21 protein-coding genes and 1 other annotated feature are annotated in these 20,459 nt (G+C 41.4%); of the genes, 18 read left to right on the top strand and 3 right to left on the bottom strand.

The window, feature by feature from the left end; translation table 11 throughout:
- Positions 1 to 14: 14 nt before the first annotated feature.
- From BLV00_RS22750 to BLV00_RS09645, 4 genes are all read left to right on the top strand, one after another.
- Positions 15 to 188 (top strand): hypothetical protein, encoded by a 174-nt coding sequence (locus tag BLV00_RS22750; protein ID WP_425441665.1) that lies wholly within the window; start codon positions 15 to 17, stop codon positions 186 to 188.
- Between the two features lie 78 nt (positions 189 to 266).
- Entirely contained in the window at positions 267 to 482 is a 216-nt protein-coding gene (locus BLV00_RS22755) for a GNAT family N-acetyltransferase (RefSeq protein ID WP_425441669.1), read from the top strand.
- A gap of 381 nt (positions 483 to 863) precedes the next feature.
- Entirely contained in the window at positions 864 to 1,334 is a 471-nt protein-coding gene (locus BLV00_RS09640) for a peptide-methionine (S)-S-oxide reductase (RefSeq protein ID WP_093044763.1), read from the top strand.
- A 248-nt stretch (positions 1,335 to 1,582) separates the two neighbouring features.
- A complete protein-coding gene (locus BLV00_RS09645) occupies positions 1,583 to 2,326 on the top strand; it encodes an SDR family oxidoreductase (RefSeq protein WP_093044764.1) in 744 nt (247 codons plus the stop codon).
- Between the two features lie 33 nt (positions 2,327 to 2,359).
- Here BLV00_RS09645 and BLV00_RS09650 read toward each other — a convergent pair whose 3' ends face one another.
- Positions 2,360 to 2,635, bottom strand: coding sequence for an acylphosphatase (locus BLV00_RS09650; RefSeq protein WP_093044765.1), 276 nt, complete (start codon positions 2,633 to 2,635; stop codon positions 2,360 to 2,362).
- 69 nt (positions 2,636 to 2,704) lie between these two features.
- Positions 2,705 to 2,944, bottom strand: coding sequence for a transcriptional regulator SplA domain-containing protein (locus BLV00_RS09655; protein ID WP_093044766.1), 240 nt, complete (start codon positions 2,942 to 2,944; stop codon positions 2,705 to 2,707).
- Between the two features lie 92 nt (positions 2,945 to 3,036).
- On the opposite strand from BLV00_RS09655, the gene BLV00_RS09660 reads away from it, so the two are divergent.
- The 4 genes from BLV00_RS09660 (at position 3,037) to BLV00_RS09675 (ending at position 10,632) form a co-directional block, all read left to right on the top strand.
- A complete protein-coding gene (locus BLV00_RS09660; protein ID WP_093044767.1) occupies positions 3,037 to 4,020 on the top strand; it encodes a P1 family peptidase in 984 nt (327 codons plus the stop codon).
- Positions 4,020 to 4,913 carry a gamma-glutamylcyclotransferase family protein gene (locus tag BLV00_RS09665; RefSeq protein ID WP_093044768.1) on the top strand — a complete coding sequence of 298 codons (894 nt, stop codon included), beginning with the start codon at positions 4,020 to 4,022 and terminating at the stop codon, positions 4,911 to 4,913. Before BLV00_RS09660 ends, BLV00_RS09665 begins: the two co-directional genes overlap by 1 nt.
- 46 nt (positions 4,914 to 4,959) lie before the next feature.
- Positions 4,960 to 5,178, top strand: a binding site (T-box leader).
- A gap of 42 nt (positions 5,179 to 5,220) precedes the next feature.
- Positions 5,221 to 6,891 (top strand): arginine--tRNA ligase, encoded by a 1,671-nt coding sequence (gene argS / locus BLV00_RS09670; protein WP_093044769.1) that lies wholly within the window; start codon positions 5,221 to 5,223, stop codon positions 6,889 to 6,891.
- A 96-nt stretch (positions 6,892 to 6,987) separates the two neighbouring features.
- Positions 6,988 to 10,632, top strand: coding sequence for a dynamin family protein (locus tag BLV00_RS09675; RefSeq protein WP_093044770.1), 3,645 nt, complete (start codon positions 6,988 to 6,990; stop codon positions 10,630 to 10,632).
- Between the two features lie 43 nt (positions 10,633 to 10,675).
- On the opposite strand, the gene BLV00_RS09680 is transcribed toward BLV00_RS09675, so the two are convergent.
- A complete protein-coding gene (locus BLV00_RS09680; protein ID WP_093044771.1) occupies positions 10,676 to 11,434 on the bottom strand; it encodes a SurA N-terminal domain-containing protein in 759 nt (252 codons plus the stop codon).
- A 153-nt stretch (positions 11,435 to 11,587) separates the two neighbouring features.
- Between BLV00_RS09680 and BLV00_RS09685 the strand changes: the two genes are divergently transcribed.
- From BLV00_RS09685 to BLV00_RS09730, 10 genes are all read left to right on the top strand, one after another.
- On the top strand, positions 11,588 to 12,115 hold the full coding sequence (locus tag BLV00_RS09685; protein WP_093044772.1) for a superoxide dismutase family protein: 528 nt from the start codon (positions 11,588 to 11,590) through the stop codon (positions 12,113 to 12,115).
- Positions 12,116 to 12,374: 259 nt separating this feature from the next.
- The gene (cspD, locus tag BLV00_RS09690) at positions 12,375 to 12,575 is read left to right on the top strand and encodes a cold-shock protein CspD (protein ID WP_028782948.1); all 201 of its coding nucleotides are present in this window, start codon (positions 12,375 to 12,377) and stop codon (positions 12,573 to 12,575) included.
- A gap of 93 nt (positions 12,576 to 12,668) precedes the next feature.
- Complete coding sequence (locus tag BLV00_RS09695) at positions 12,669 to 12,872, top strand: cold-shock protein (protein ID WP_093044773.1); 204 nt, start codon at positions 12,669 to 12,671, stop codon at positions 12,870 to 12,872.
- 259 nt (positions 12,873 to 13,131) lie between these two features.
- Positions 13,132 to 14,748, top strand: a complete 1,617-nt coding sequence (locus tag BLV00_RS09700) for an ABC-F family ATP-binding cassette domain-containing protein (protein ID WP_093044774.1) — start codon at positions 13,132 to 13,134, stop codon at positions 14,746 to 14,748.
- A gap of 203 nt (positions 14,749 to 14,951) precedes the next feature.
- Positions 14,952 to 15,701 (top strand): LysM peptidoglycan-binding and 3D domain-containing protein, encoded by a 750-nt coding sequence (locus BLV00_RS09705; protein WP_093044775.1) that lies wholly within the window; start codon positions 14,952 to 14,954, stop codon positions 15,699 to 15,701.
- Between the two features lie 190 nt (positions 15,702 to 15,891).
- Positions 15,892 to 17,631 carry a carbon starvation CstA family protein gene (locus BLV00_RS09710; RefSeq protein WP_093044776.1) on the top strand — a complete coding sequence of 580 codons (1,740 nt, stop codon included), beginning with the start codon at positions 15,892 to 15,894 and terminating at the stop codon, positions 17,629 to 17,631.
- 143 nt (positions 17,632 to 17,774) lie between these two features.
- On the top strand, positions 17,775 to 18,068 hold the full coding sequence (locus BLV00_RS09715; protein WP_093044777.1) for a hypothetical protein: 294 nt from the start codon (positions 17,775 to 17,777) through the stop codon (positions 18,066 to 18,068).
- Between the two features lie 11 nt (positions 18,069 to 18,079).
- Entirely contained in the window at positions 18,080 to 18,346 is a 267-nt protein-coding gene (locus tag BLV00_RS09720) for a cory-CC-star protein (protein ID WP_028782942.1), read from the top strand.
- A gap of 26 nt (positions 18,347 to 18,372) precedes the next feature.
- Positions 18,373 to 19,329, top strand: a complete 957-nt coding sequence (locus BLV00_RS09725) for an ArsA family ATPase (RefSeq protein WP_093044778.1) — start codon at positions 18,373 to 18,375, stop codon at positions 19,327 to 19,329.
- Positions 19,326 to 20,321 (top strand): zinc-binding dehydrogenase, encoded by a 996-nt coding sequence (locus BLV00_RS09730; RefSeq protein ID WP_093044779.1) that lies wholly within the window; start codon positions 19,326 to 19,328, stop codon positions 20,319 to 20,321. The genes BLV00_RS09725 and BLV00_RS09730 overlap by 4 nt, the downstream gene beginning before the upstream one ends.
- Positions 20,322 to 20,459: the final 138 nt, after the last annotated feature.

The following is a 20,459-nucleotide window of genomic DNA, read 5'->3' on the forward strand; positions in this document are numbered from 1 at the left end:
AAAGGAGAAATTTTGTGAGCAATATTATGCTTCGAAACGTAATGGAAGATGATCTTCCGGTTTTCTTCAAACTCCAACAGGATCAGGATGCCAATCATATGGCGGCATTTACAAGTAAGGACCCGGGGGATTGGAACAGCTTCTTAACTCACTGGAATAAAATTCTGGAGAATAAAGACATCATCTAGAAAACGATCACTGTTCAAAATAATGTTGCTGGAAATATCCTGTGTTTCGAGCAGATCGGGGTACCAGGGGTTTAGCTGCTGGATGGGGAATATTGGGGCAAAGGAATCGTTACCAATGCCTTAAAGGCATTTTTAAAACGCGTTACCATTCGTCCACTTTATGCTCGTGCTGCCAAGGACAACATAAGGTCACTCAAGGTACTGGAGAAACGTTTTACAATCTTTGGTGAAGACAGAGGGTTTTCTAACGCACGTGGTGAAGAGGTAGAAGAATTTGTTCTTATACTTAACTAAAGATTATTTTATTACAGAATGTCTGTTAATTGCGTAAGTCAGGTTATAACAAATACTTGTTAAAAATTAAATTTCTATTAAGCTCGTAATTGTGAAGAAAATGGATATGGGGCCCAACAAAACTAAAATACCAAAAATCTTAAAGAAACTTGAACAATTGCCTGAAAATAAACTAGCTATCATTCTTAAAGTCTTCCAAAGAAGTTAAACTGTTTTTAGAAAGAGTTCAATGACTTTTACTCTTTCTAATGTCACAAACGTGAGTTATTCATATATTACCAATGAATTTGTAGGAACTGTGACACAAGTAACTGCAGTCTTTTTCGTTTTTTATTTACTTAGATTTAAATTTTGGTGTTTTAAACAAAGGGGAGAGTCAATATGGAAGTAGTATACTTTGCAGGTGGATGTTTATGGGGAGTACAAGCTTTTATAAAAACTTTACCTGGAGTTAAGTTTACAGAAGCGGGAAGAGCTAATGGAACCAGTCACACACTTGAGGGTGATTATGATGGCTATGCAGAATGTGTAAAAACAGGATTTGATCCAACAGTTGTAACGATCCAGGAATTAATGGAATATTTCTTTGAAATCATTGATCCATACAGTTTGAATAAACAAGGACAGGATGTTGGAGAAAAATACAGAACAGGAGTATATAGTGAAAATCCTGAACACTTAAAAGAGGCGAAGGCGTTTCTTAGTGAGAGAAAGGATTATGACCGTATAGTTGTTGAAGTATTACCTCTTACAAACTACGTGAGAAGTGCAGAAGAACATCAAGATAGGTTAGCCAGGTGTCCAAATGATTATTGTCATATTCCAGAAGAAATATTAAGTAGATATAAGTAAGGGGAAATATTGAAAGATGATTTATAAGCTCTATAGTCTTCAGGAATGCTTTACTATCTAATAACGGGAACACAGCAGTTTAATCATGTTCAACTATCAGGCGCGTATAACTCATATCGCGTCTTTTTTGTTTAAGGCGTAAATGTTGAATAAGCACGATCTGAAATGGGATATGTTTTGATGAATACCCGAGTCCAGATGAGGGTATGCGTATATGTAGATGTATTGTAATAAAGGAGGAACTTATCATGACAGGTGTCAAAAATAAAACCGCAATAGTAACTGGTGCAAGCAGTGGAATCGGAGAGGCCATCGCCATGCATCTGGCGGAAGCAGGAGCGAATATCGTGCTGGCAGCCAGGAGAAAAGAACGCTTAGAGGAAATCGCCTTAAAGATTCAGCAAAAGCATTCTGTCCATATCAAAGCTGTAGAAACGGATGTGACAAACCGAGAAAAAGTTGAACAACTGGTTGCTGAAGCCAAGGATGCATTCGGGAGTGTCGATGTCTTCGTTAATAACGCTGGTGTCATGCTGCTTTCTTTTTTAAAAAATGATCATGTAGATGAGTGGGAAAAAATGGTGGATGTCAATATAAAAGGGGTGCTGTTCGGTGTCCATGCTGCACTGCCGACGATGTTAGAGCAGGAAAGCGGGCATATCATCAATGTTTCTTCAGTAGCAGGACACGAAGTATTTCCTTCCAGTTCTGTCTACAGTGCGACAAAATATGCGGTCCGAGCCTTGTCGATGGGAATGGAAAAAGAGTTATCGAAAACCGGGGTCCGGGTGACGAATATTTCTCCAGGCGCTGTTTCCACAGAGTTGACCGAGCATATTACGGATGAAGAAGTCATTGAAAATTTCAAGAATCGAAAAATGACTCCATTAGAACCAGGTGACATAGCGCGAGCGGTTACTTACGCAGTGTCACAGCCTGATTATGTCAATGTCAATGAAGTGATTGTACGCCCATCTCAGGCTAAAAAGTAAAGAAACAAAGAATAGCCGCTGCACACGCAGCGGCTATTCTTTTATTTGAAATTTTTTATATCCTTTTTCATTCTTTTCCGTAGTGATATCGATATGATCAACTTTTGCATAAGGGCTGGGTCCCTTTTGGATATCTTCGACAAAAGCATCAAGGTCCTGTTTATCCCCTTCCGCTTCCATTTCTACAGAACCATCGGGGTTATTTTTCACCCAACCTTTAATATTATGTTCAGTTGCTACCTGCTGCGCAGTAAATCTAAATCCTACGCCTTGTACTCTCCCGTGTACAATGATATGTGCAAAAGCCATATTTTACCCCCTAAATTCAACTTTTTTATCATTTATACCATAACCTTTTCAAAATCTCTAAAAAACTGCTTAGTGAAATAACTCTTCGTAATAGTTCCTGGCATCTTGTTCAGTCTTAAATAGCACATGGTTTTCTTCTATCCTACAATATTTATTCTGTAAATAGACAGTTTTTATGTGGGGGTTTTCGGGAGACTGTATAATTTTTGCCGGCCTAATATCACAGGACGCAGGATTATGTATGCTTGCCAAAATGACATAGACATCATCGCCGCCTTTAACTTCATGGGGATCGATCAAATGATCCATGTGGTTTCCTCCAACATCAAAGTAGTTTATTTACATAGTTTGTTCCGGTAACCTGAAAATATGCTAAGGGACAAAGAGAGGTGGCTGTTAACATGGATGAGATCGATATTTCTTCTATAACTGGTTTTAGAGTGGGACATGCAGCTGATCAAGAAGCAGCAACTGGATGTTCGGTTGTAATTTGTGAACAAGGAGCGGTCGGAGGGGTAGATGTACGAGGTGGCGCACCAGGAACACGGGAAACGGATCTGTTACGGTCGGAGAACCTGGTTGAAAGCGTCCATGCCATTTTTTTAGCTGGTGGAAGTGCATTCGGACTGGCAGCCGGTTCGGGAATTATGGATTTTTTGGAGGAGAAAGGAATCGGATTTGATACCGGAGCAGGAAGAGTCCCGATTGTTCCTGGTGCAATTCTTTACGATCTTCAAGTCGGTGACAGCAAAAGGCGCCCCGATCATCTTATGGGGTATGAGGCATGCATGGATGCTTATGATTCCCATGAAATAAAAACGGGCAATTTCGGGGCAGGTACAGGTACCTCGATCGGAAAGGTTTTAGGACCCGAGCAGGCGATGAAAGGCGGTATAGGAAGCTATGCTTTACAAGCTGCCGACATACAAATCGGGGCATTAGTCGCCGTTAACAGCTTTGGGGATATCCTTGACCCTGAAACCGGTAAGCTGATAGCCGGGGTGTATGAAAAAGATAGTTTAGAATTGCTGTCTACTGAAAATATATTAATAAATCAAATAAAAACAGCTGATGCCAATCGATTTTCCGGCAATACTTCGATTGGTGTCATCATGACAAATGCCAAGTTATCAAAAGCTCAGGCAAATAAGATCGCTTCTATTGCCCATGATGGTTTTGCCAGGACGATGCGCCCTTCTCATACCTTGATCGATGGGGACAGCCTATTTTTGATGGCTACTGGTGAGGTGGAAGCGGATGTCAATACCATGGGATTGCTCGCAGCAAAAGTTGTAGAACAGGCAGTACTTAGGGGTGTCAGGGATACAACATCAGCATATAGTCTATTAAGCTATAGAGATTTGCAGAAAAGGAGGAAAGCATAATGCTTTATCATTTATTCGTTTATGGTACCTTACGCAAACATCAGCCGAACCATTTTCATCTAAACCATGCAGAACTCGTGTCAGAACAAGCAAGTACAAGAGGGAAATTGTATGAAGGGCCAAGCTATTATCCGGTGTTATTGGAGGACGATACGGTTGTCTATGGGGAATTGTATCAAGTGGATGAAGCAACCCTCGCTATCGTAGATGAACTAGAAGGTTTCCAGAAAGAAGGCAAGAACAATTTATATGATAGAAAGATAAAAGAAGTAGAGTCAGATCAGGGCAGCTATCAGGCTTATGTTTATTATTTATCACCAGAAAGAAAAGAGATGGCTGTAACTGAAATCTCATATGGAGATTGGAAAGTGCACGAATTAGTGAAAAAAGATGAAGTCACCTACTTCGCTTACGGCTCATGTATGGATGAAGAGCGATTCAAACTGGCAGGCGTCGATCATTATTTCCATCAAAAACTTGGGCGCGGGGTATTGGAAGGCTATCGTCTTCTCTTTTCCCACCATGTGCATGATGGCGGAAGAGCGGATATCATAGAAGCAGATAACCATGTTGAGGGAGTCTTATACAGGACGCCGCTGGATGCCGTCGAGTATTTGTTCAAACGTGAAGGGGTCGAAACTGGTAATTATCGTCCTACCGTAGTTGATATTAAACAAGACGATAAGCAATGGAAGGATGTGTTGACGTTTTATGTGATTGATAAGAAGCCTGATCTTTCTCCTCCTTTCCACTATGCAGAGGAAATTCACCGTGGCGCAGCATCCTACCTGTCTGATGACTATATGAACCATCTGGAAAAGTTATTTGTCGAGAAGTTCCAGGTTGATGGGTTCAGGAATTACGTTAAAAAGAGTTCAAGTAAACAAAAATAAAAGGCTTGCATTAATCTTCAGTTCAGGTATAATAATTGCTAAATATTTGAAATCGATGACGAAGAGAGTAATCAGCTGTAGACACAAAGCGAACCGGGGGTGGTGGGAGCCTGGTTGAAAGCAGATGATGAACCGGACTTCCGAGATATTGACTTGAATGACAGTAGAGTTGATCGTATCGCTGCGTTAAAGCGTCAAGGTGGAGGGGAACATTGAGCTTTCCCCTTAACAAGAGTGGTACCGCGGGAAGACTCCCGTCTCTATACGTTAGAGACGGGAGTCTTATTTTTATTCAGGGGGGATTCACATGTATGGTAAAAAGATACTGGCAACAGTAATAGCAGGAGAATTGAAAGGAGATTTATCTTATCAGGAAGTAGAAGCACTAATAGAGGTTCCTAAATTAGACACCCATGGAGACCTTTCTTTTCCTTGTTTTTCGTTAGCGAAAGTGTACCAATCACCTCCACAGAAACTAGCACAACAGCTTGCAGACAAGCTTTCTCATCCACTGTTTGCTCATGTGGAAGCCACTGGCGGCTATGTGAATATTAAAATCAATCGGGTCATGGGAAGCAAGGAAATATTAAAAAACATGATTGCTGGAGGACCTGATTATGGAAACCAGCAAAAGAATGGGCATATCACCATAGATCTTTCCTCTCCTAATATAGCGAAACCTTTTGCGATGGGACACCTCCGTTCGACGGTTATCGGTAACTCTATCGGGCTTCTTGCTGAAAAGCTGGGATATCAGGTGACCAGAATCAATCATATCGGAGACTGGGGAACCCAGTTCGGGAAACTGCTGTATGCCTATACGAAATGGGGAGATGAGCAGTCAGTAAAACAGAATCCCATTCAAGAATTATTTCGTCTTTATGTCCAATTTCATGATGAGGCAGCGAAACATCCCGAGTTAGACGAAGAAGGGAGAGCCTGGTTCAAGAAATTAGAAATGGGTGATCCCAAAGCGTTAGATTTATGGCAATGGTTCCGGGATGAGTCATTAAAAGACTTCAAGACGATTTATAATCGAATACATGTTGATTTCGATAGTTATGATGGAGAAGCTTTCTATAATGATAAGATGGAGCGGGTAATTAAACTTTTGAAGGAAAAGAATTTACTGGAAGAGTCGGAAGGAGCCATGGTTGTCCAACTGGATGAATATGATCTTCCACCTTGTTTGATTCAAAAATCAGAGGGTACTTCCCTTTATGCGACAAGAGATTTAGCGGCAGCTATTTACCGTAAAGAAACTTACAATTTTGATGCTTCGCTATATGTGGTCGGACGTGAACAGACCATCCATTTTCAGCAACTTAAAGCTGTATTGGCAAAGATGGGGTACGGCTGGGCGGAGGATATCGTCCATGTCCCTTTCGGAATGATTTTGAAAGATGGCAAGAAGATGTCGACGAGAAAAGGGAAAGTGATCCTGCTTCAAGACGTATTGGATGAAGTGAACCTGCTTGTTGCTGAACAAATGGATGCCAAAAATCCAGCTTTGAAAGACAAGGAAGCGATTAAACAGCAAATCGGGGCGGGAGCTGTCATCTTTCATGACCTAAAAAATCATCGCCTCCATGATGTGGAATTTTCAATTGAGCAAATGACCAGCTTCGAGGGGGAAACAGGGCCTTATCTACAATACTCCCATGTACGTGCTTGTTCGATACTGGAGAAAGTAAAAGAGAATCCCACACTCTGGATCCAGGGTCTAGAGGATGATGAAAGCTGGAAAGTTCTTAAACAATTAGCAGCCTTCCCGGCTATTGTTGAGAAAGCATACAATGAAAAAGCCCCTTCCATTATGGCGGATTATTTACTGAAGCTGGCACAAGCATTCAATAGACTTTATGGGAAAGTGAAAGTCATCGATCATAAAGAATATTTACCAGTCGTTTTTGGGGTCCAGAATGTATTGAGAGAAGGATTGAGATTACTCGGGATACAGGCGCCAGCTAAGATGTAGGTAACACTATTCATAGAGCCTTGCTCCTGCTACAATATATAACAAGAATAACGACAAAATAACAGAGTATCTGCCAGATATAAAGGAGTCCCAGCCATGAATGTAACTACGAAAGACAGTCAGCTTACGAAAGAAGCACTACGATTGAGTGGTTTATATCATGAATTAAATCGTCAGGATAAAGATAAGCATGCGGAAAAGGTATTGGATTTGATCGGTAAATGGGAAAAGAAACAGTTGATGATCGGTTTTGCAGGACATTTTTCTGCTGGAAAATCGACGATGATCAATACACTGTTGGAAGATGATATTCTCCCATCCAGTCCGATACCAACCAGTGCCAATGTTGTCAAACTTCATTCAGGTGACGATTACACCCGTGTTTTTTACCGGAAGGAGCGCCCGGTCCATTATCCAGGAAAGCCTGAAATGGAAACGATTCAAGCGCTTTGTAAAGACGGTGATGAAATCGTTTCATTAAATATTAGTCAGCGTGATACAAATCTTCCTGAGCATGTCACTCTGATTGATACCCCAGGCGTTGATTCTACCAATGATGCAGACAGGGTCATTACGGAGTCTTCTCTTCATTTAATGGATTACATGTACTATGTCATGGATTATAATCATGTGCAATCAGAAGTGAACCTGTCATTTTTGCAGGAAATGCAAAAGAATAGGCTTCCGTTTTCTATTATCATTAATCAGGTCGATAAACATCAGGAGGAGGAATTATCATTCCAGGACTTTAAAGACAGTGTCAGCCAGGCGCTTGAAGACTGGAACTTGAGTCCGGAAAAAATATTCTATACATCTTTGATGAAGCCCGACTTATCGATTAATGAACTGCCGCAGTTAAAAACACACCTTCAAGGTATCTATCAGCTGGAAGACGGGGAGCGGGCAGAAAGTATTTTTCGTAACGCCTCCTTAATCATCGAAGAGAGCGTCGATCAGCTTGCTGAGGAAAACGATGATGAAAAAGCTGAGTTGTTCGAGCGTATCGAAGAGTTAAAGGCAGCGATGGACGCTCAGGAAAACAGTCAAGATCTGGAAGCGGAACTTAAAGAGTTAACGACAAGGGAAGAGGAAGCAGAATCTTTTTATCAGGAACGAGTACTTTCCCTTTTTAAAAATGCTTATTTGATGCCGACAACGTTAAGAGAAGATGCCGAGCGGTATTTAGAAGCGATGCAGCCAGGTTTCAAAGTTGGTTTGATGTTTACGAAGAAAAAGACGGAAGAGGAGCGCGACCAACGGAAACAAGCTTTTTATAATCATTTGATGAAAGTAGTAGAAAAAAACTTGAAATGGCCACTGCGGGATCGGCTGTTGGAGGTTGTAGAAGCTTATCCTGTCGCTTATTCCCAAGTGACAGATAAGATACAGAAAATGGATGTCCATTATCCGGAACAGCGGTTGGAAGAACTGATTGAACCAGGAGCCAAAGTGACTGGCCAGTATATTCTGGTATATACCGATAAAGTGGCTGACGATGTTAAGCGTGTCTATAAGTCTTATGTCAAGGAATTATGGGAAACCATTAAAAAAGGATTAAATGAGGACACACGTACAAAAATGGCATCATTTGAGGATGAACGTCAATTACTGGATCAAATTCAGCAATATCGAGATGCGGTCGAAGACTTAGAGAGAGAAATTGAAAATTACCGCACCCAGTTATGGACAGCTTTCCAAAACGATTCTTTGGATGGCGAGCTGTTGCAACGGATCGAGGGAAGGCTGAAAGAGAGGGAGACTAATATTGAGGTACAGGAAACCTTCCTAACCAGCCATCAACAAAAAGAAGTTCCAGAACAAGTTGAAATAGTGCAACCGACAACGGATGAAATAAAACCGGTAAATATTGATAAGGACGCAACACTAAAAACGATCGCACAAGTTGTGGAAACGATAGAAGATACTCCAGGCTTTCAAGAGCTAGCAGCCCAGTTGACAGATAAGCGAAAACGGCTACGGGATCAGGAATTCACGGTCGCTTTATTCGGTGCCTTCAGTGCGGGTAAGTCTTCTTTTGCTAATGCTTTGATGAAAGAGAAGCTATTGCCGGTATCACCAAATCCTACGACAGCGACGATCAACAAAATTGCTCCGCCCAATGAGCAACATCCTCATGGAAGCATTTTAGTCAAAATGAAAACAGAATCGCAAATGATAGAAGACCTGCAGGCTTTTGCCAGCATTCTAGGAATAGAAGAAAACAAGTTGCCAGCCTTAGTGAATAAGTTTGCTGCTCTGGAAGAAAAGGATTTCCAGCCATTGGAGCATAAACAGCGCTCTTTTGTATATGCGGTGTTAGAAGGATACGCGGCAGCTGAGAATAAAATCGGTAAGCAGTTGACTATCGGGTTAGAAGAATTTCCGGGATATGTAGCAGATGAAAAGAAGTCTTGCTTTGTGGAATGGATGCAAGTCCATTATGATTGCCCTTTGACTCGAAAAGGAATCACTTTAGTGGACACCCCTGGTGCGGACTCCGTCAATGCCAGACATACAGATGTTGCTTTCGAATATATCCGTAACGCGGATGCGATATTATTCATCACCTATTATAACCATCCTTTCTCCAAAGCGGATGAAAGCTTCCTGACTCAGCTTGGAAGAGTCAAGGATGCCTTTAGTATGGATAAGATGTTTTTCCTTATCAATGCAGCAGACCTTGCTCATTCCGAAGAGGAACTCGATAGTGTGCTCACTTATATGGAAGAACAGTTGCTGCAATTTCAAATACGGAAAGCCCAACTGTTCCCTGTCTCCAGTCTGTTTGCGTTAAGGGAGAATGAGGAGAAGGATGCCCTTGTAAAAAAGGCAAGAGAAGGTTTTTCGGACTTTGAAAAACGATTCTACACCTTTATTGACAGGGACCTGCCTGAGGTTTTGATTCGATCTATCGAGCATGATTTCTCCCGGGCGAAAAGCAGGATGGAAACGATTATATCTGATGCAAGTCTTGATCAATCAGCTCGTAAGCAGAAGATTGAAGTGAACAATCAGGATAAGACAGAAATGCTTGAAGTCCTTAGCAGCTTCAATTATGCACCATATCATACTAGGATAGAGCAAAAAACAGAAAAACAAGTCTTTTATATCCATCAGCGCATGCTTTTGAACTTCAATGATTATTTCAAGCATCATTTTAATCCTGCTACGATAAAAGGGAGCGGTAAAGAAGCGAAAATGCAATTGGAAATGGCAGCAGAAGCATTGTTCCAGGAAGTCAGTTATGAACTGAATCAGGAACTTCGGGCTGTCTCACTTAGAATAGAAGGGTTTTTAAATGATTCATTGATACAATTAAACCAGGACTTGCAACGTCGTTTGCAAGAAATAAGAAAAAGCTTTGACCTGAGTGAACCAGAAACTCAGGAGCTACAGCATCCTGCCTTCAACTTCATTGTCAATCTTGACAGCAATGAAACGAACAAGTTATTGCAAAGTTTCAAAGGGACGAAGAAATTTTTCGAACAGAATGAAAAAGAGCTGATGAAAGAAGCCTTCAAAGCGGCGGTTGACCCAGTTATCAAGGGCCAATTGGAAGATGCTGAAAGGGAAATGAATGAACTCTATCTACCTCAATGGGAAGGAATCGTCACAGCACTTAAACAAGATAAGAACAATGAAATTAGTGACTACTATGACGGATTGAACTACAACCTCGAGCATCCGCTGGATATCGAAGGCTTAAGAAATAAAAAAGAACAGCTTAATAAACTCCATTAAACACAAAAAAGACGCCTGAAAGAGCTTCAGGCGTCTTACTTAATTAAATATTGATTTTCACTTTACTGTCATCACGAAGTTTTTCTACTAATTTGGTGATTTGTTCTTGTTCTTTTGATTTCTTCAATTGTTGTTCTACTTGTGGTTTAACCTCTTCATACTTAGGGATCTCTTGTTCTTTGCCTGATTGTTCTGCTTGCTGTTCCATTTGCTTGACCATTTTATCATATTCAGCTTTCAATTCATCTTCGGTTACTTCTGCTTGTTCTGTATTTTCTTCTACATATTTTTCAACCTGAAGACTTTCTCTGATTCTTGGTTTCAACTCATCTTTAGAAGACATATTGTTCATTTTTAGGAATTCTTGCATTTGTTCCTCGGATTCAATCTGTTTCTCTATTTCTTCGTACTGCTTTTCGACCTTTTTATCGTCGACTTTAATACCGGATTTTTTTGCATATTGGACGAGAAGTTCAGAATCCACTAAAGAGTTAACAATGCTTTTTTGCAGCTGTTCTTTATTTTCGTCTACATTCATACCCATTTGTTCATATTGTTGTTTCATTGCCTCGTATTGTTGGGTGAATCTGTCTTTTGAAATCTCTTCACCATTGACGACGGCTACTGGGTCTGGAATATCGCTGCTGCTTTCTTCGGCGTTTTTTTCTTGTTTTTCGTCTGGTTGAGCCTCTTTGCCTTCCTGGCTTTCGCCCTGGCCGGATTCTTTGTCTCCGCCGCTGCATGCCGCGAGTCCAAGAACCAATACGATCCCGAACATGATCGTCAGTAACTTTTTATTCATTTTATCTCTCCTTTAGTGAACATGATGAAGCATAAGAGGAGTGTAGCATAGCCCTATTGGCTTGTAAACAAAGAAGCTATGCAGTCAGATACATAATTTGGCATTCGCGTGAATAAGGTGATTAAAGGAAAGCAGAAGAGAGGTGGTTTCCATATGTATTATTATCAATATCCTTATTACACGTATTACTATCCTGTTCCATACCGGCAGCAGCAGCCTGGTAAGCGTGCTCATGCTAAACTGGAAGGTGGACCATTGGCTGAAGAGCTGAAAGGCGATGTTAATTTCTATGAATTACCTTATGGAGTAGAGGTGTTTGTCCAAGTCCAAGGTCTCCCGAAGTACCAGCCAGGTGGAAATGGAAAGAAACAAATCGGTCCCCATGGATTTCATATCCATGAAAAAGGATCTTGTCAAGTAGGTGATCAAAAAAGTCCTTTTGAAGCGGCAGGCGGGCATTGGAACCCAGACAATCAGCCTCATGGCAATCATGCCGGAGATTTCCCTGTCCTGTTTTCTAATGATGGTTTTGCCCAAATGATGTTCTTTACCAATCGGTTTAAAATAGACGACATCCTTAATAAAACGGTGATCATTCATGAAAGTCCGGATGACTATCAAACGCAGCCTGCGGGGGACGCTGGCAAACGACTTGCATGCGGCATTATAAAACCGACATGATTTTTTGAATAAAAAGGAAACGGATTGCATAAACTGGTAGAAGCGGAGGTGATTTGGGCCTTCATCTTGACTTATCAAGCAAATTATAGTAACATAATAATATAATTTTAATACTTTAAATATGGAAAGTTAGAAAAGTATGAATAACAAAAATCACCTATTATAAAGAGTGATCGATGATTCATCTGATACTTTTTATAATATGTGATTTTTTATGAAGTCCATATTAATTTTTATGAAACATTGGAGGACCAAAAGAATGAAAAATGGTACAGTAAAATGGTTTAACGCAGAAAAAGGCTTCGGTTTCATCGAAGTGCAAGGTGAAGACGACGTATTCGTACATTTCAGTGCAATCGAAGGCGAAGGCTTCAAGACACTTGAAGAAGGCCAGGCAGTTGAATTCGAAATCACTGAAGGCAACCGCGGACCACAAGCTGCAAATGTAGTTAAACTATAATAGTAGCACAAACATATGACAGGAAAGGGACTGGCTTTAAGAAAGTCAGTCTCTTTTACATAGGTTCCCATTTTTCAAAGGAGGTAGCATACAATGGCATTCGGTAAAAAGAATCAAGAGGAAATCATTAAAGAAGAAACTAAGATTTGGGTGTGTGACTCAGAGGACTGTAATTGTTGGATGAGGGATAATTTTAAAATTGAAGAAACACCGACTTGTCCGATATGCAAAAATGATATGAGCATCTCTACGAAGGTTCTTCAAGTGGTAGATAATAATAGTATTTATTATAAATAAAATTCGGAAGGCCACGCTAAGAAATAAGCGTGGCTTTTTTATGAATAGTAGAGTGGGTCAACCTGTTAGAAACTGGGAGGTCTGAATTTTAGGCTGGGCAAAAGTTGTTCTCCCCCTTACAGGGATATTAGACTTAAAACCCTGCTTATCAACGAATTAGATAAGCAGGGAGGAGAATTAATGCTTGAAATATATCATCTTAAGCTTAACAATGATATAATTCTTCTGATATAAATTTTGAAATATGGAGGATTTATGAATGATCAATGTACACAATGTTAGTCTTCGATTCGGTGATCAAAAGCTTTTTGAAGACGTAAATATAAAGTTCACCCCAGGTAATTGCTACGGACTTATCGGAGCCAATGGAGCCGGGAAGTCAACATTCTTAAAGATCTTAAGCGGAGAAATCGAAGCGCAGACTGGAGACGTTTCGATGAAACCAGGACAGCGTATGGCCGTCTTGAAACAGAACCATTTTGAGTACGATGAGTATGAAGTTTTACAAGTAGTCATCATGGGACACGCACGACTCTATGAAGTGATGGAAGAGAAAAATGCTATCTATATGAAGCCTGATTTCTCTGATGAAGATGGAATCAAGGCTGCTGAGCTTGAAGGGGAATTTGCAGAAATGAATGGGTGGGAAGCAGAATCAGATGCTGCCCGTCTATTGAAAGGATTAGGAATCGGTGAAGAGATGCACGGAAAGCTGTTAAAAGACCTCAGTGGTTCAGAAAAAGTGAAAGTACTGTTGGCGCAAGCACTCTTTGGCAATCCTGATGTTCTGCTATTGGATGAGCCGACCAACCACTTGGATATCAAAGCAATCCAATGGCTCGAAGACTTCCTGATCAATTTCGAGAATACAGTCATCGTCGTATCCCATGACCGGCACTTCCTGAATAACGTCTGTACCCATATTGCTGACTTGGATTTCGGTAAGATCCAAGTTTATGTCGGTAACTATGATTTTTGGTATGAATCCAGCCAACTAGCACAAAAAATGGCTGCCGAACAAAACAAGAAAAAAGAAGAAAAGATTAATGAATTAAAGGAGTTCATCGCCAGATTCAGCGCCAATGCTTCGAAATCCAAACAGGCGACTTCCAGGAAAAAGCTGCTTGAAAAGATTACATTGGATGATATCCAGCCATCATCCCGCCGATATCCTTATATCGCATTCAACGCTGACAGAGAAATCGGGAATGATTTATTAGTGGTTGATGGATTAACCAAGACAATCGACGGTGAAAAAGTATTGAATAATGTCAGTTTTACCTTGAATAAAGATGACAAGGTTGCTTTTGTTGGTGCTAATGAAATCGCTAAGACGACATTATTTCAGATACTATCTGGAGAAATGGAACCGGATGAAGGCACTTATAAGTGGGGAATTACAACTTCTCAAAGTTACTTTCCAAAAGATAACTCTAAATACTTTGAAGGATGCGATTTGACACTGGTCGAGTGGCTGCGTCAATATTCGCACGAAGACGAAACGGAAACTTTCCTGCGCGGCTTCCTTGGACGGATGTTGTTCTCTGGTGAAGAAGCATTGAAAAAAGCGAGTGTTCTTTCCGGGGGAGAAAAAGTAAGATGTATGCTGTCTAAGATGATGTTAAGCGGGGCCAATGTATTGATCCTTGATGGACCCACCAACCACTTGGATTTGGAATCTATTACGGCATTGAATAATGGGTTGATCAAGTTTAAAGGATCCATCTTATTTTCCTCCCATGACCACCAATTCATCGAAACGATCGCAAATCGTATCATTGAATTGACTCCGAACGGAATTGTAGACGAAGAAATGAGTTATGATGAATATATCCAGGATCCGAAAGTAGAACAAAAATTAAAAGCATTACAATAAAGGAATAATTCAATTTCAAAAGTAGTGTAATAGTAACTTTGCTATTACACTACTTTTTGTCGTTTTTTCTGTTGTAATCTTATTGATATATTAATGTTAATACTGAAATGTAATTGTTACTGTTTTGTTCTTCACATTTTTCCCTCATATGTTAAATTAGGGTTTGTAAGCAAATTAATCCAATTTTCTAAGGAGGTTTTCCTGTGAAGAAAACAGTAGTATCATTAGCAGCCGTAACCACAATCTCTGGTGGTCTAGCAGTACAAGCACAGGCACACGATGGGGAATATGTGGTGAACAAAGGCGACACGCTTTGGGGAATCTCCCAAGAGTATAACGTGACCGTAAATTCATTGAAAGATTGGAACAACCTTGACTCCAATCTCATCTATCCTAATGATAAATTGACAGTTTCTAACGAAGGAGCTACTCCGGCCGTTGCAAGTGCCGACTATTATACTGTTAAATCCGGTGACACACTTTGGGGTATTTCTCAAGATCATGGCGTAACTGTTAATGAACTTAAAGAATGGAACCAAATATCCGCCACTAACATCTATCCTGGCGATCAACTGAGCTTGAAAGGTGCTGTTGAACAGACAAGCAACACTGAAACAAAAGAAACAACAACAGAAACAGAGCAAGCATCTAACTCAGTGGAAGGCCAAACTATAAATGTCAGCGCGACTGCTTATACAGCTAACTGCGTAGGCTGCTCTGGTGTGACAGCAACAGGTATCGATTTGAACGCTAACCCGGACAAGAAAGTCATCGCTGTCGATCCTGATGTCATTCCGCTAGGTTCTGAAGTATATGTAGAAGGTTATGGACGAGCTGTAGCCGGAGATATCGGCGGAGCTATCCAAGGGAATAAGATTGATGTATTCATCCCGAATCGTTCTGATGCTCTAGCATGGGGTGTCCAAAACGTAGAAGTAACTATCTTAGATTAATAGAGTGAAAAAGCTGCCTCCCTGGAGGCAGCTTTTTTTTATCATAAAAGCGGCGGAAACATTTCAATAAAAGGAATTTTTAGACAAGTCAGTCAACTTTATTGATAGATTGTTACCTATAATAGTATAATTAACATGTATGTAAGCGAATACAAATAGCTTACTGTATTGAAAATGGAGGAGGGGTTATATGAGTGGTATTTGGTTAGCGCTTATCGGCGGTCTCGTTTTCTTTCTTGGCTATAGATATTATTCCAAGTTCATCGCCGAAAAGATTTACCGGTTGGATCCGAATTACACAACACCTGCCCATCAGTATAAAGATGGTGTAGATTTCGTACCGACCAACAAATTCGTTTTATGGGGACATCACTTTACATCTGTAGCTGGAGCTGCGCCGATTGTTGGACCGGCAATCGCAGTTTACTGGGGCTGGCTGCCTGCAATATTATGGGTGCTTCTCGGTACGGTATTTGCTGCCGGGGTCCATGATTTTGGAACATTGGTGTTATCCGTCAGAAACAAAGGACAGTCCGTAGGTACATTAGCAAGTAAACTTATCGGCCAGCGGGCGAAAATATTGTTCTTATTCATCATTTTACTGTTAGTACTTATGGTAAATGCGGTATTTGCCTGGGTTATCGCAAACTTGTTCATTTCCTTCCCGGCAAGTGTGCTGTCTGTATTCATCCAGATTCCTTTAGCTATCTGGATCGGCTACAGTGTATATAAGAGAAAAGGGAGCATGCTTCTGCCTTCATTGGTAGCATTAGCTGTCATGTACTTGGCGGCAATCGTTGCAAGTTACGTGCCAGCACTGCAGATAGATCTGGTGAAATATTTCGGAGGGGAAGGCGCAACAGCATTATTTGGTATGAGTGCCACTTCTGCAGCGTTTTTGGTTTGGATCATCGTGTTGATGGTTTACGTCTATATCGCATCTACATTACCAGTATGGAAACTGCTTCAACCACGTGATTATATCAATTCACATCAGTTGATCGTCGGCCTTGGAATTCTTTATTTAGGATTGTTGTTAACCAATCCGGAGATCACTGCACCTGTTACGAATGGTCAAGCCAATGATGTATCCTGGTTCCCGTTATTATTCATCACGATTGCATGTGGTGCCATTTCAGGGTTCCACGGGCTGGTATCATCCGGTACATCTTCGAAACAGTTGGATAAAGAAACGGATGCCCGTTTCGTAGGATATTTAGGTTCTGTCGGCGAAGGTGCACTTGCTTTGATCGCCATCATTGCAGTGGTTACATTTTTCCCGACGGCAGGAGAATTCACAGCTACCTATAGTGGCTTCACGGCAGCGAGCGGTGCAGGATTAGGAGTCTTTATCCAGGGTGCTGCCCAATTGGCGACAGGATTAGGTATTCCTGCGTCTGTGGCTGCTACGATCGTATCTGTTATCGTTGTCAGCTTCGCTGCGACAACACTTGACTCATCCGTACGTTTGATGCGCTATATCATTGCTGAATTAGGTACAGAATATAATGTTAAACCTATTACAAAAACACATGTTGCTACAACAATTGCTGTAGTATCCAGTGCAGCCCTTACATTGATACCGCAAGGGCCAAAAGGTTTCGGTTCAGGTGGTTACCTGTTATGGCCATTATTCGGTACTTCGAACCAATTGCTTGCAGGTATCAGTTTATTGCTGGTTTCCATCTGGCTGAAGCGAAATGGCAGAAATTATCTACCGACAATCATTCCGATGGTTTTCGTCATGTTTATGACTTTATGGGCGATGATCTCCCAGGTGTTTACACAATGGGCGCCATGGACAGAGACTAGTGATTGGCTGTTATTCAGTTTTGGTGCGATTATCCTCATATTCACCTTGTGGATTCTGCTCACCGCTTTCTCTGCAATAGCCATGAATAAAAAGGATAGTATCGAGAGAAGTGCTTAGTAAATCGAAAAGCCGCGCTGCAAATAGTGCGGCTTTTCTCTATCAAGGAGGTGTGAGAAATGGTTGATATTATAATTATCCGGGCTGAAAAAGAAATCGGGATGGGATGATGTGGTGGAATAAGTGATGACGGGCTCATCACCATGTCTGAAGAATTCAAGCATCATGACAAGGATCGAAAAGATATGGGGGAAATCTATCGTCAGACCATGATAGATTATGGGGGTAAGGTGGATATCATTTTTTTAGATCCAAGAAACCTGATATCGATTGCTGCTTACTTCCTCAAACATATAAAAGCAGGCAATATCACCTTTTGGGAAGGATTCAACCATTTTTTCCTTCATATCAAATTCAATGCCGTTTTCATCAATGGCCGATACCTTAAAGATCTCAACAATTATGATAAACTGATAAAAGAAATACTATATACCTAGGAGGCGGCAAGATGACGGATAAAAAGTTTTCGCTGAAACGTCTCTTCGAACTTTATGATGAGGTGTTAAGTCTACCGCACAAAAATGAAGTAGCTAGGGAACTGCGTGACGAAGATGACTTGTTTTTATTACTGGTCTATTCAGATATGCTGGGCATACCGAATCCTGCCTTTTATTATACATTGGAACTTTATCCTTATATCATCGAAAAGTTTCATGACTGGCACCTTAGAATGGGGATGGAAAAATCTCCTCTGGACGGCATTCGCTGCTGTTAAATATGGAGTGAAGGGGTTATTGGCTGATGAGTAATCTACATGATAAAAAAATTCTGTTTGTGGGCGGGAAAGGAGGGGTGGGTAAGTCTACGACATCCGCCGCTTTTGCCCTTGCGCTGGCTGACTCGGGACACAGCACATTGATTGTCTCCACAGACCCTGCTCATAATTTAGGGGATATCTTCCATAAAAAAGTGAGACACGAAAAGACGAAACTTGCTGAAAATCTCTGGGGGATCGAAGTTGATCCGGAACGGGAGTCGAAACGTTATATTGAAGGGGTGAAGGATAATCTGCAGGGTCTTGTCAAATCCCGGATGGTAGAAGAAGTGCACCGTCAAATCGATATGGCAAGTGCTTCTCCCGGTGCGGATGAGGCAGCTTTGTTTGACCGGTTGATTTCTATCATTCTTGAGGAATCAGGAGATTTTGACAAAATCATCTTCGATACAGCCCCTACCGGTCATACGATCCGTCTTTTGACATTACCTGAGTTGATGAGTGTCTGGATCGATGGCATGCTGGAGCGGAGACAGAAAATCAATGATAATTACACCCAGTTACTGAATGATGGCGAGCCGGTTGAAGACCCAATATATGAAATTTTGCAGAAAAGGAAGAATAAATTCGCTGCCGTTCGGGAAATCATTTTGGACGGCAGACAAACAGGGTTCCTGTTTGTCCTGAATCCGGAACGGCTCCCGATCTTAGAAACCGAGCAGGCCATCAGGCAGTTGGATAAATACCACCTGCATGTCAGGACGCTGGTCGTCAATAAAGTACTGCCTGAACATGCCGATGGTACTTTTTTAGCCAAGCGAAGAAAACAGGAACTCAATTATCTCAAACAAATCGAAAAGACTTTTCCAAAGCAGAAACTGATTAAAGTGCCATTATTCGAAGAGGATGTTTCGGATATGGAAAAGCTGCAAGTATTCGCTGACTATATACAGCAAAATTTAAAGGAGGAATCGGAGTTATGAAAGCGATCGTACACGAAGGGAAAGAAGGTCTTGATGGTTTATCTTACCGCGATATTTATGAATTGGAAACAACTCCTGGAATGGTGAAAGTGAAATTGAAGGCAGCCGGCATGAACCGCAGGGATATAGCTGTAACTTCCCGCCATAAGGCTAATCAACCGGCACTGGTTTTAGGGTCTGATGGTGCTGGAGTTGTGACGGAAGTTGGAGAAGGAGTGACAAACGTCCAAGCAGGCGATGAGGTTGTCATCAATCCCGGATTAGGCTGGAGAGAAAACAGTGATGCACCTCCGGAAGGGTTTGAAATCATGGGCTTCCCCGATCATGGAACGTTTGGAGAATATGTGGTCATACCAGGCGACCATGTAGAAGCTAAACCGGCCCATCTATCATGGGAAGAAGCAGGTGTTTTACCACTTGCGGCGCTGACTGCCTACCGCGTAATTTTCACAAGGGGAAAAGTGAAAAAGGGAGATACCGTACTGCTTCCGGGTATCGGAAGCGGAGTACTCACGTTTGCATTGAAATTCGCTAAAGCTCTGGGGGCACGTGTCATCGTGACTTCAAGAAGCGAAGAAAAATTAGAAGCAGCCAAAAAGCTGGGAGCGGATCGTGCAATTAACACCCAGTCAGACTGGAATGAAGAATTACAGAATGAAAAAGTGGACCTTGTAGTCGAAAGTATCGGCCGGGCTACCTTCAACAAATCTCTTAGTGTTGTCCGGAAGGGTGGAACCATCGTTACCTTTGGTGCTACTACAGAAGATGTAGTGGAAATCGATATCCGCAAATTCTTCTACGGACAGTACAACCTGCTCGGTTCGACAATGGGCAGCGCGGAAGAATTCAAGGAAATGCTGGAATTCATCACTGCGAACGATATTAAACCTGAGCTCGATCGTGTATTCAAGCTTTCTCAATATAAGCAAGCATTCGAATACCTTCGAGATACCAAAAACTTTGGAAAAATTGGATTTACTATAGAAGGATAGCATATCTCACCCCGTGGTACTGTTTTAACGACTGGTCAAGCCCCAAAACTGTAGACATTGAAAAAACACCGGGGTTATGCAACCGCCTGATTTCTGTATTCGACAGGAGTCAGGCGGTTTAGTTTTCGCTGAGCACGT

This window comes from Thalassobacillus cyri, assembly GCF_900107755.1.
Taxonomy (GTDB): domain Bacteria; phylum Bacillota; class Bacilli; order Bacillales; family Halobacillaceae; genus Thalassobacillus; species Thalassobacillus cyri.

Coding starts and splice junctions, on each gene's coding strand:
- BLV00_RS09640 (WP_093044763.1), top strand. CDS start 864: ATGGAAGTAGTATACTTTGCAGGTGGATGTTTATGGGGAGTACAAGCT.
- BLV00_RS09645 (WP_093044764.1), top strand. CDS start 1,583: ATGACAGGTGTCAAAAATAAAACCGCAATAGTAACTGGTGCAAGCAGT.
- BLV00_RS09650 (WP_093044765.1), bottom strand. CDS start 2,635: ATGGCTTTTGCACATATCATTGTACACGGGAGAGTACAAGGCGTAGGA.
- BLV00_RS09655 (WP_093044766.1), bottom strand. CDS start 2,944: ATGGATCATTTGATCGATCCCCATGAAGTTAAAGGCGGCGATGATGTC.
- BLV00_RS09660 (WP_093044767.1), top strand. CDS start 3,037: ATGGATGAGATCGATATTTCTTCTATAACTGGTTTTAGAGTGGGACAT.
- BLV00_RS09665 (WP_093044768.1), top strand. CDS start 4,020: ATGCTTTATCATTTATTCGTTTATGGTACCTTACGCAAACATCAGCCG.
- argS (WP_093044769.1), top strand. CDS start 5,221: ATGTATGGTAAAAAGATACTGGCAACAGTAATAGCAGGAGAATTGAAA.
- BLV00_RS09675 (WP_093044770.1), top strand. CDS start 6,988: ATGAATGTAACTACGAAAGACAGTCAGCTTACGAAAGAAGCACTACGA.
- BLV00_RS09680 (WP_093044771.1), bottom strand. CDS start 11,434: ATGAATAAAAAGTTACTGACGATCATGTTCGGGATCGTATTGGTTCTT.
- BLV00_RS09685 (WP_093044772.1), top strand. CDS start 11,588: ATGTATTATTATCAATATCCTTATTACACGTATTACTATCCTGTTCCA.
- cspD (WP_028782948.1), top strand. CDS start 12,375: ATGAAAAATGGTACAGTAAAATGGTTTAACGCAGAAAAAGGCTTCGGT.
- BLV00_RS09695 (WP_093044773.1), top strand. CDS start 12,669: ATGGCATTCGGTAAAAAGAATCAAGAGGAAATCATTAAAGAAGAAACT.
- BLV00_RS09700 (WP_093044774.1), top strand. CDS start 13,132: ATGATCAATGTACACAATGTTAGTCTTCGATTCGGTGATCAAAAGCTT.
- BLV00_RS09710 (WP_093044776.1), top strand. CDS start 15,892: ATGAGTGGTATTTGGTTAGCGCTTATCGGCGGTCTCGTTTTCTTTCTT.
- BLV00_RS09715 (WP_093044777.1), top strand. CDS start 17,775: ATGTCTGAAGAATTCAAGCATCATGACAAGGATCGAAAAGATATGGGG.
- BLV00_RS09720 (WP_028782942.1), top strand. CDS start 18,080: ATGACGGATAAAAAGTTTTCGCTGAAACGTCTCTTCGAACTTTATGAT.
- BLV00_RS09725 (WP_093044778.1), top strand. CDS start 18,373: ATGAGTAATCTACATGATAAAAAAATTCTGTTTGTGGGCGGGAAAGGA.
- BLV00_RS09730 (WP_093044779.1), top strand. CDS start 19,326: ATGAAAGCGATCGTACACGAAGGGAAAGAAGGTCTTGATGGTTTATCT.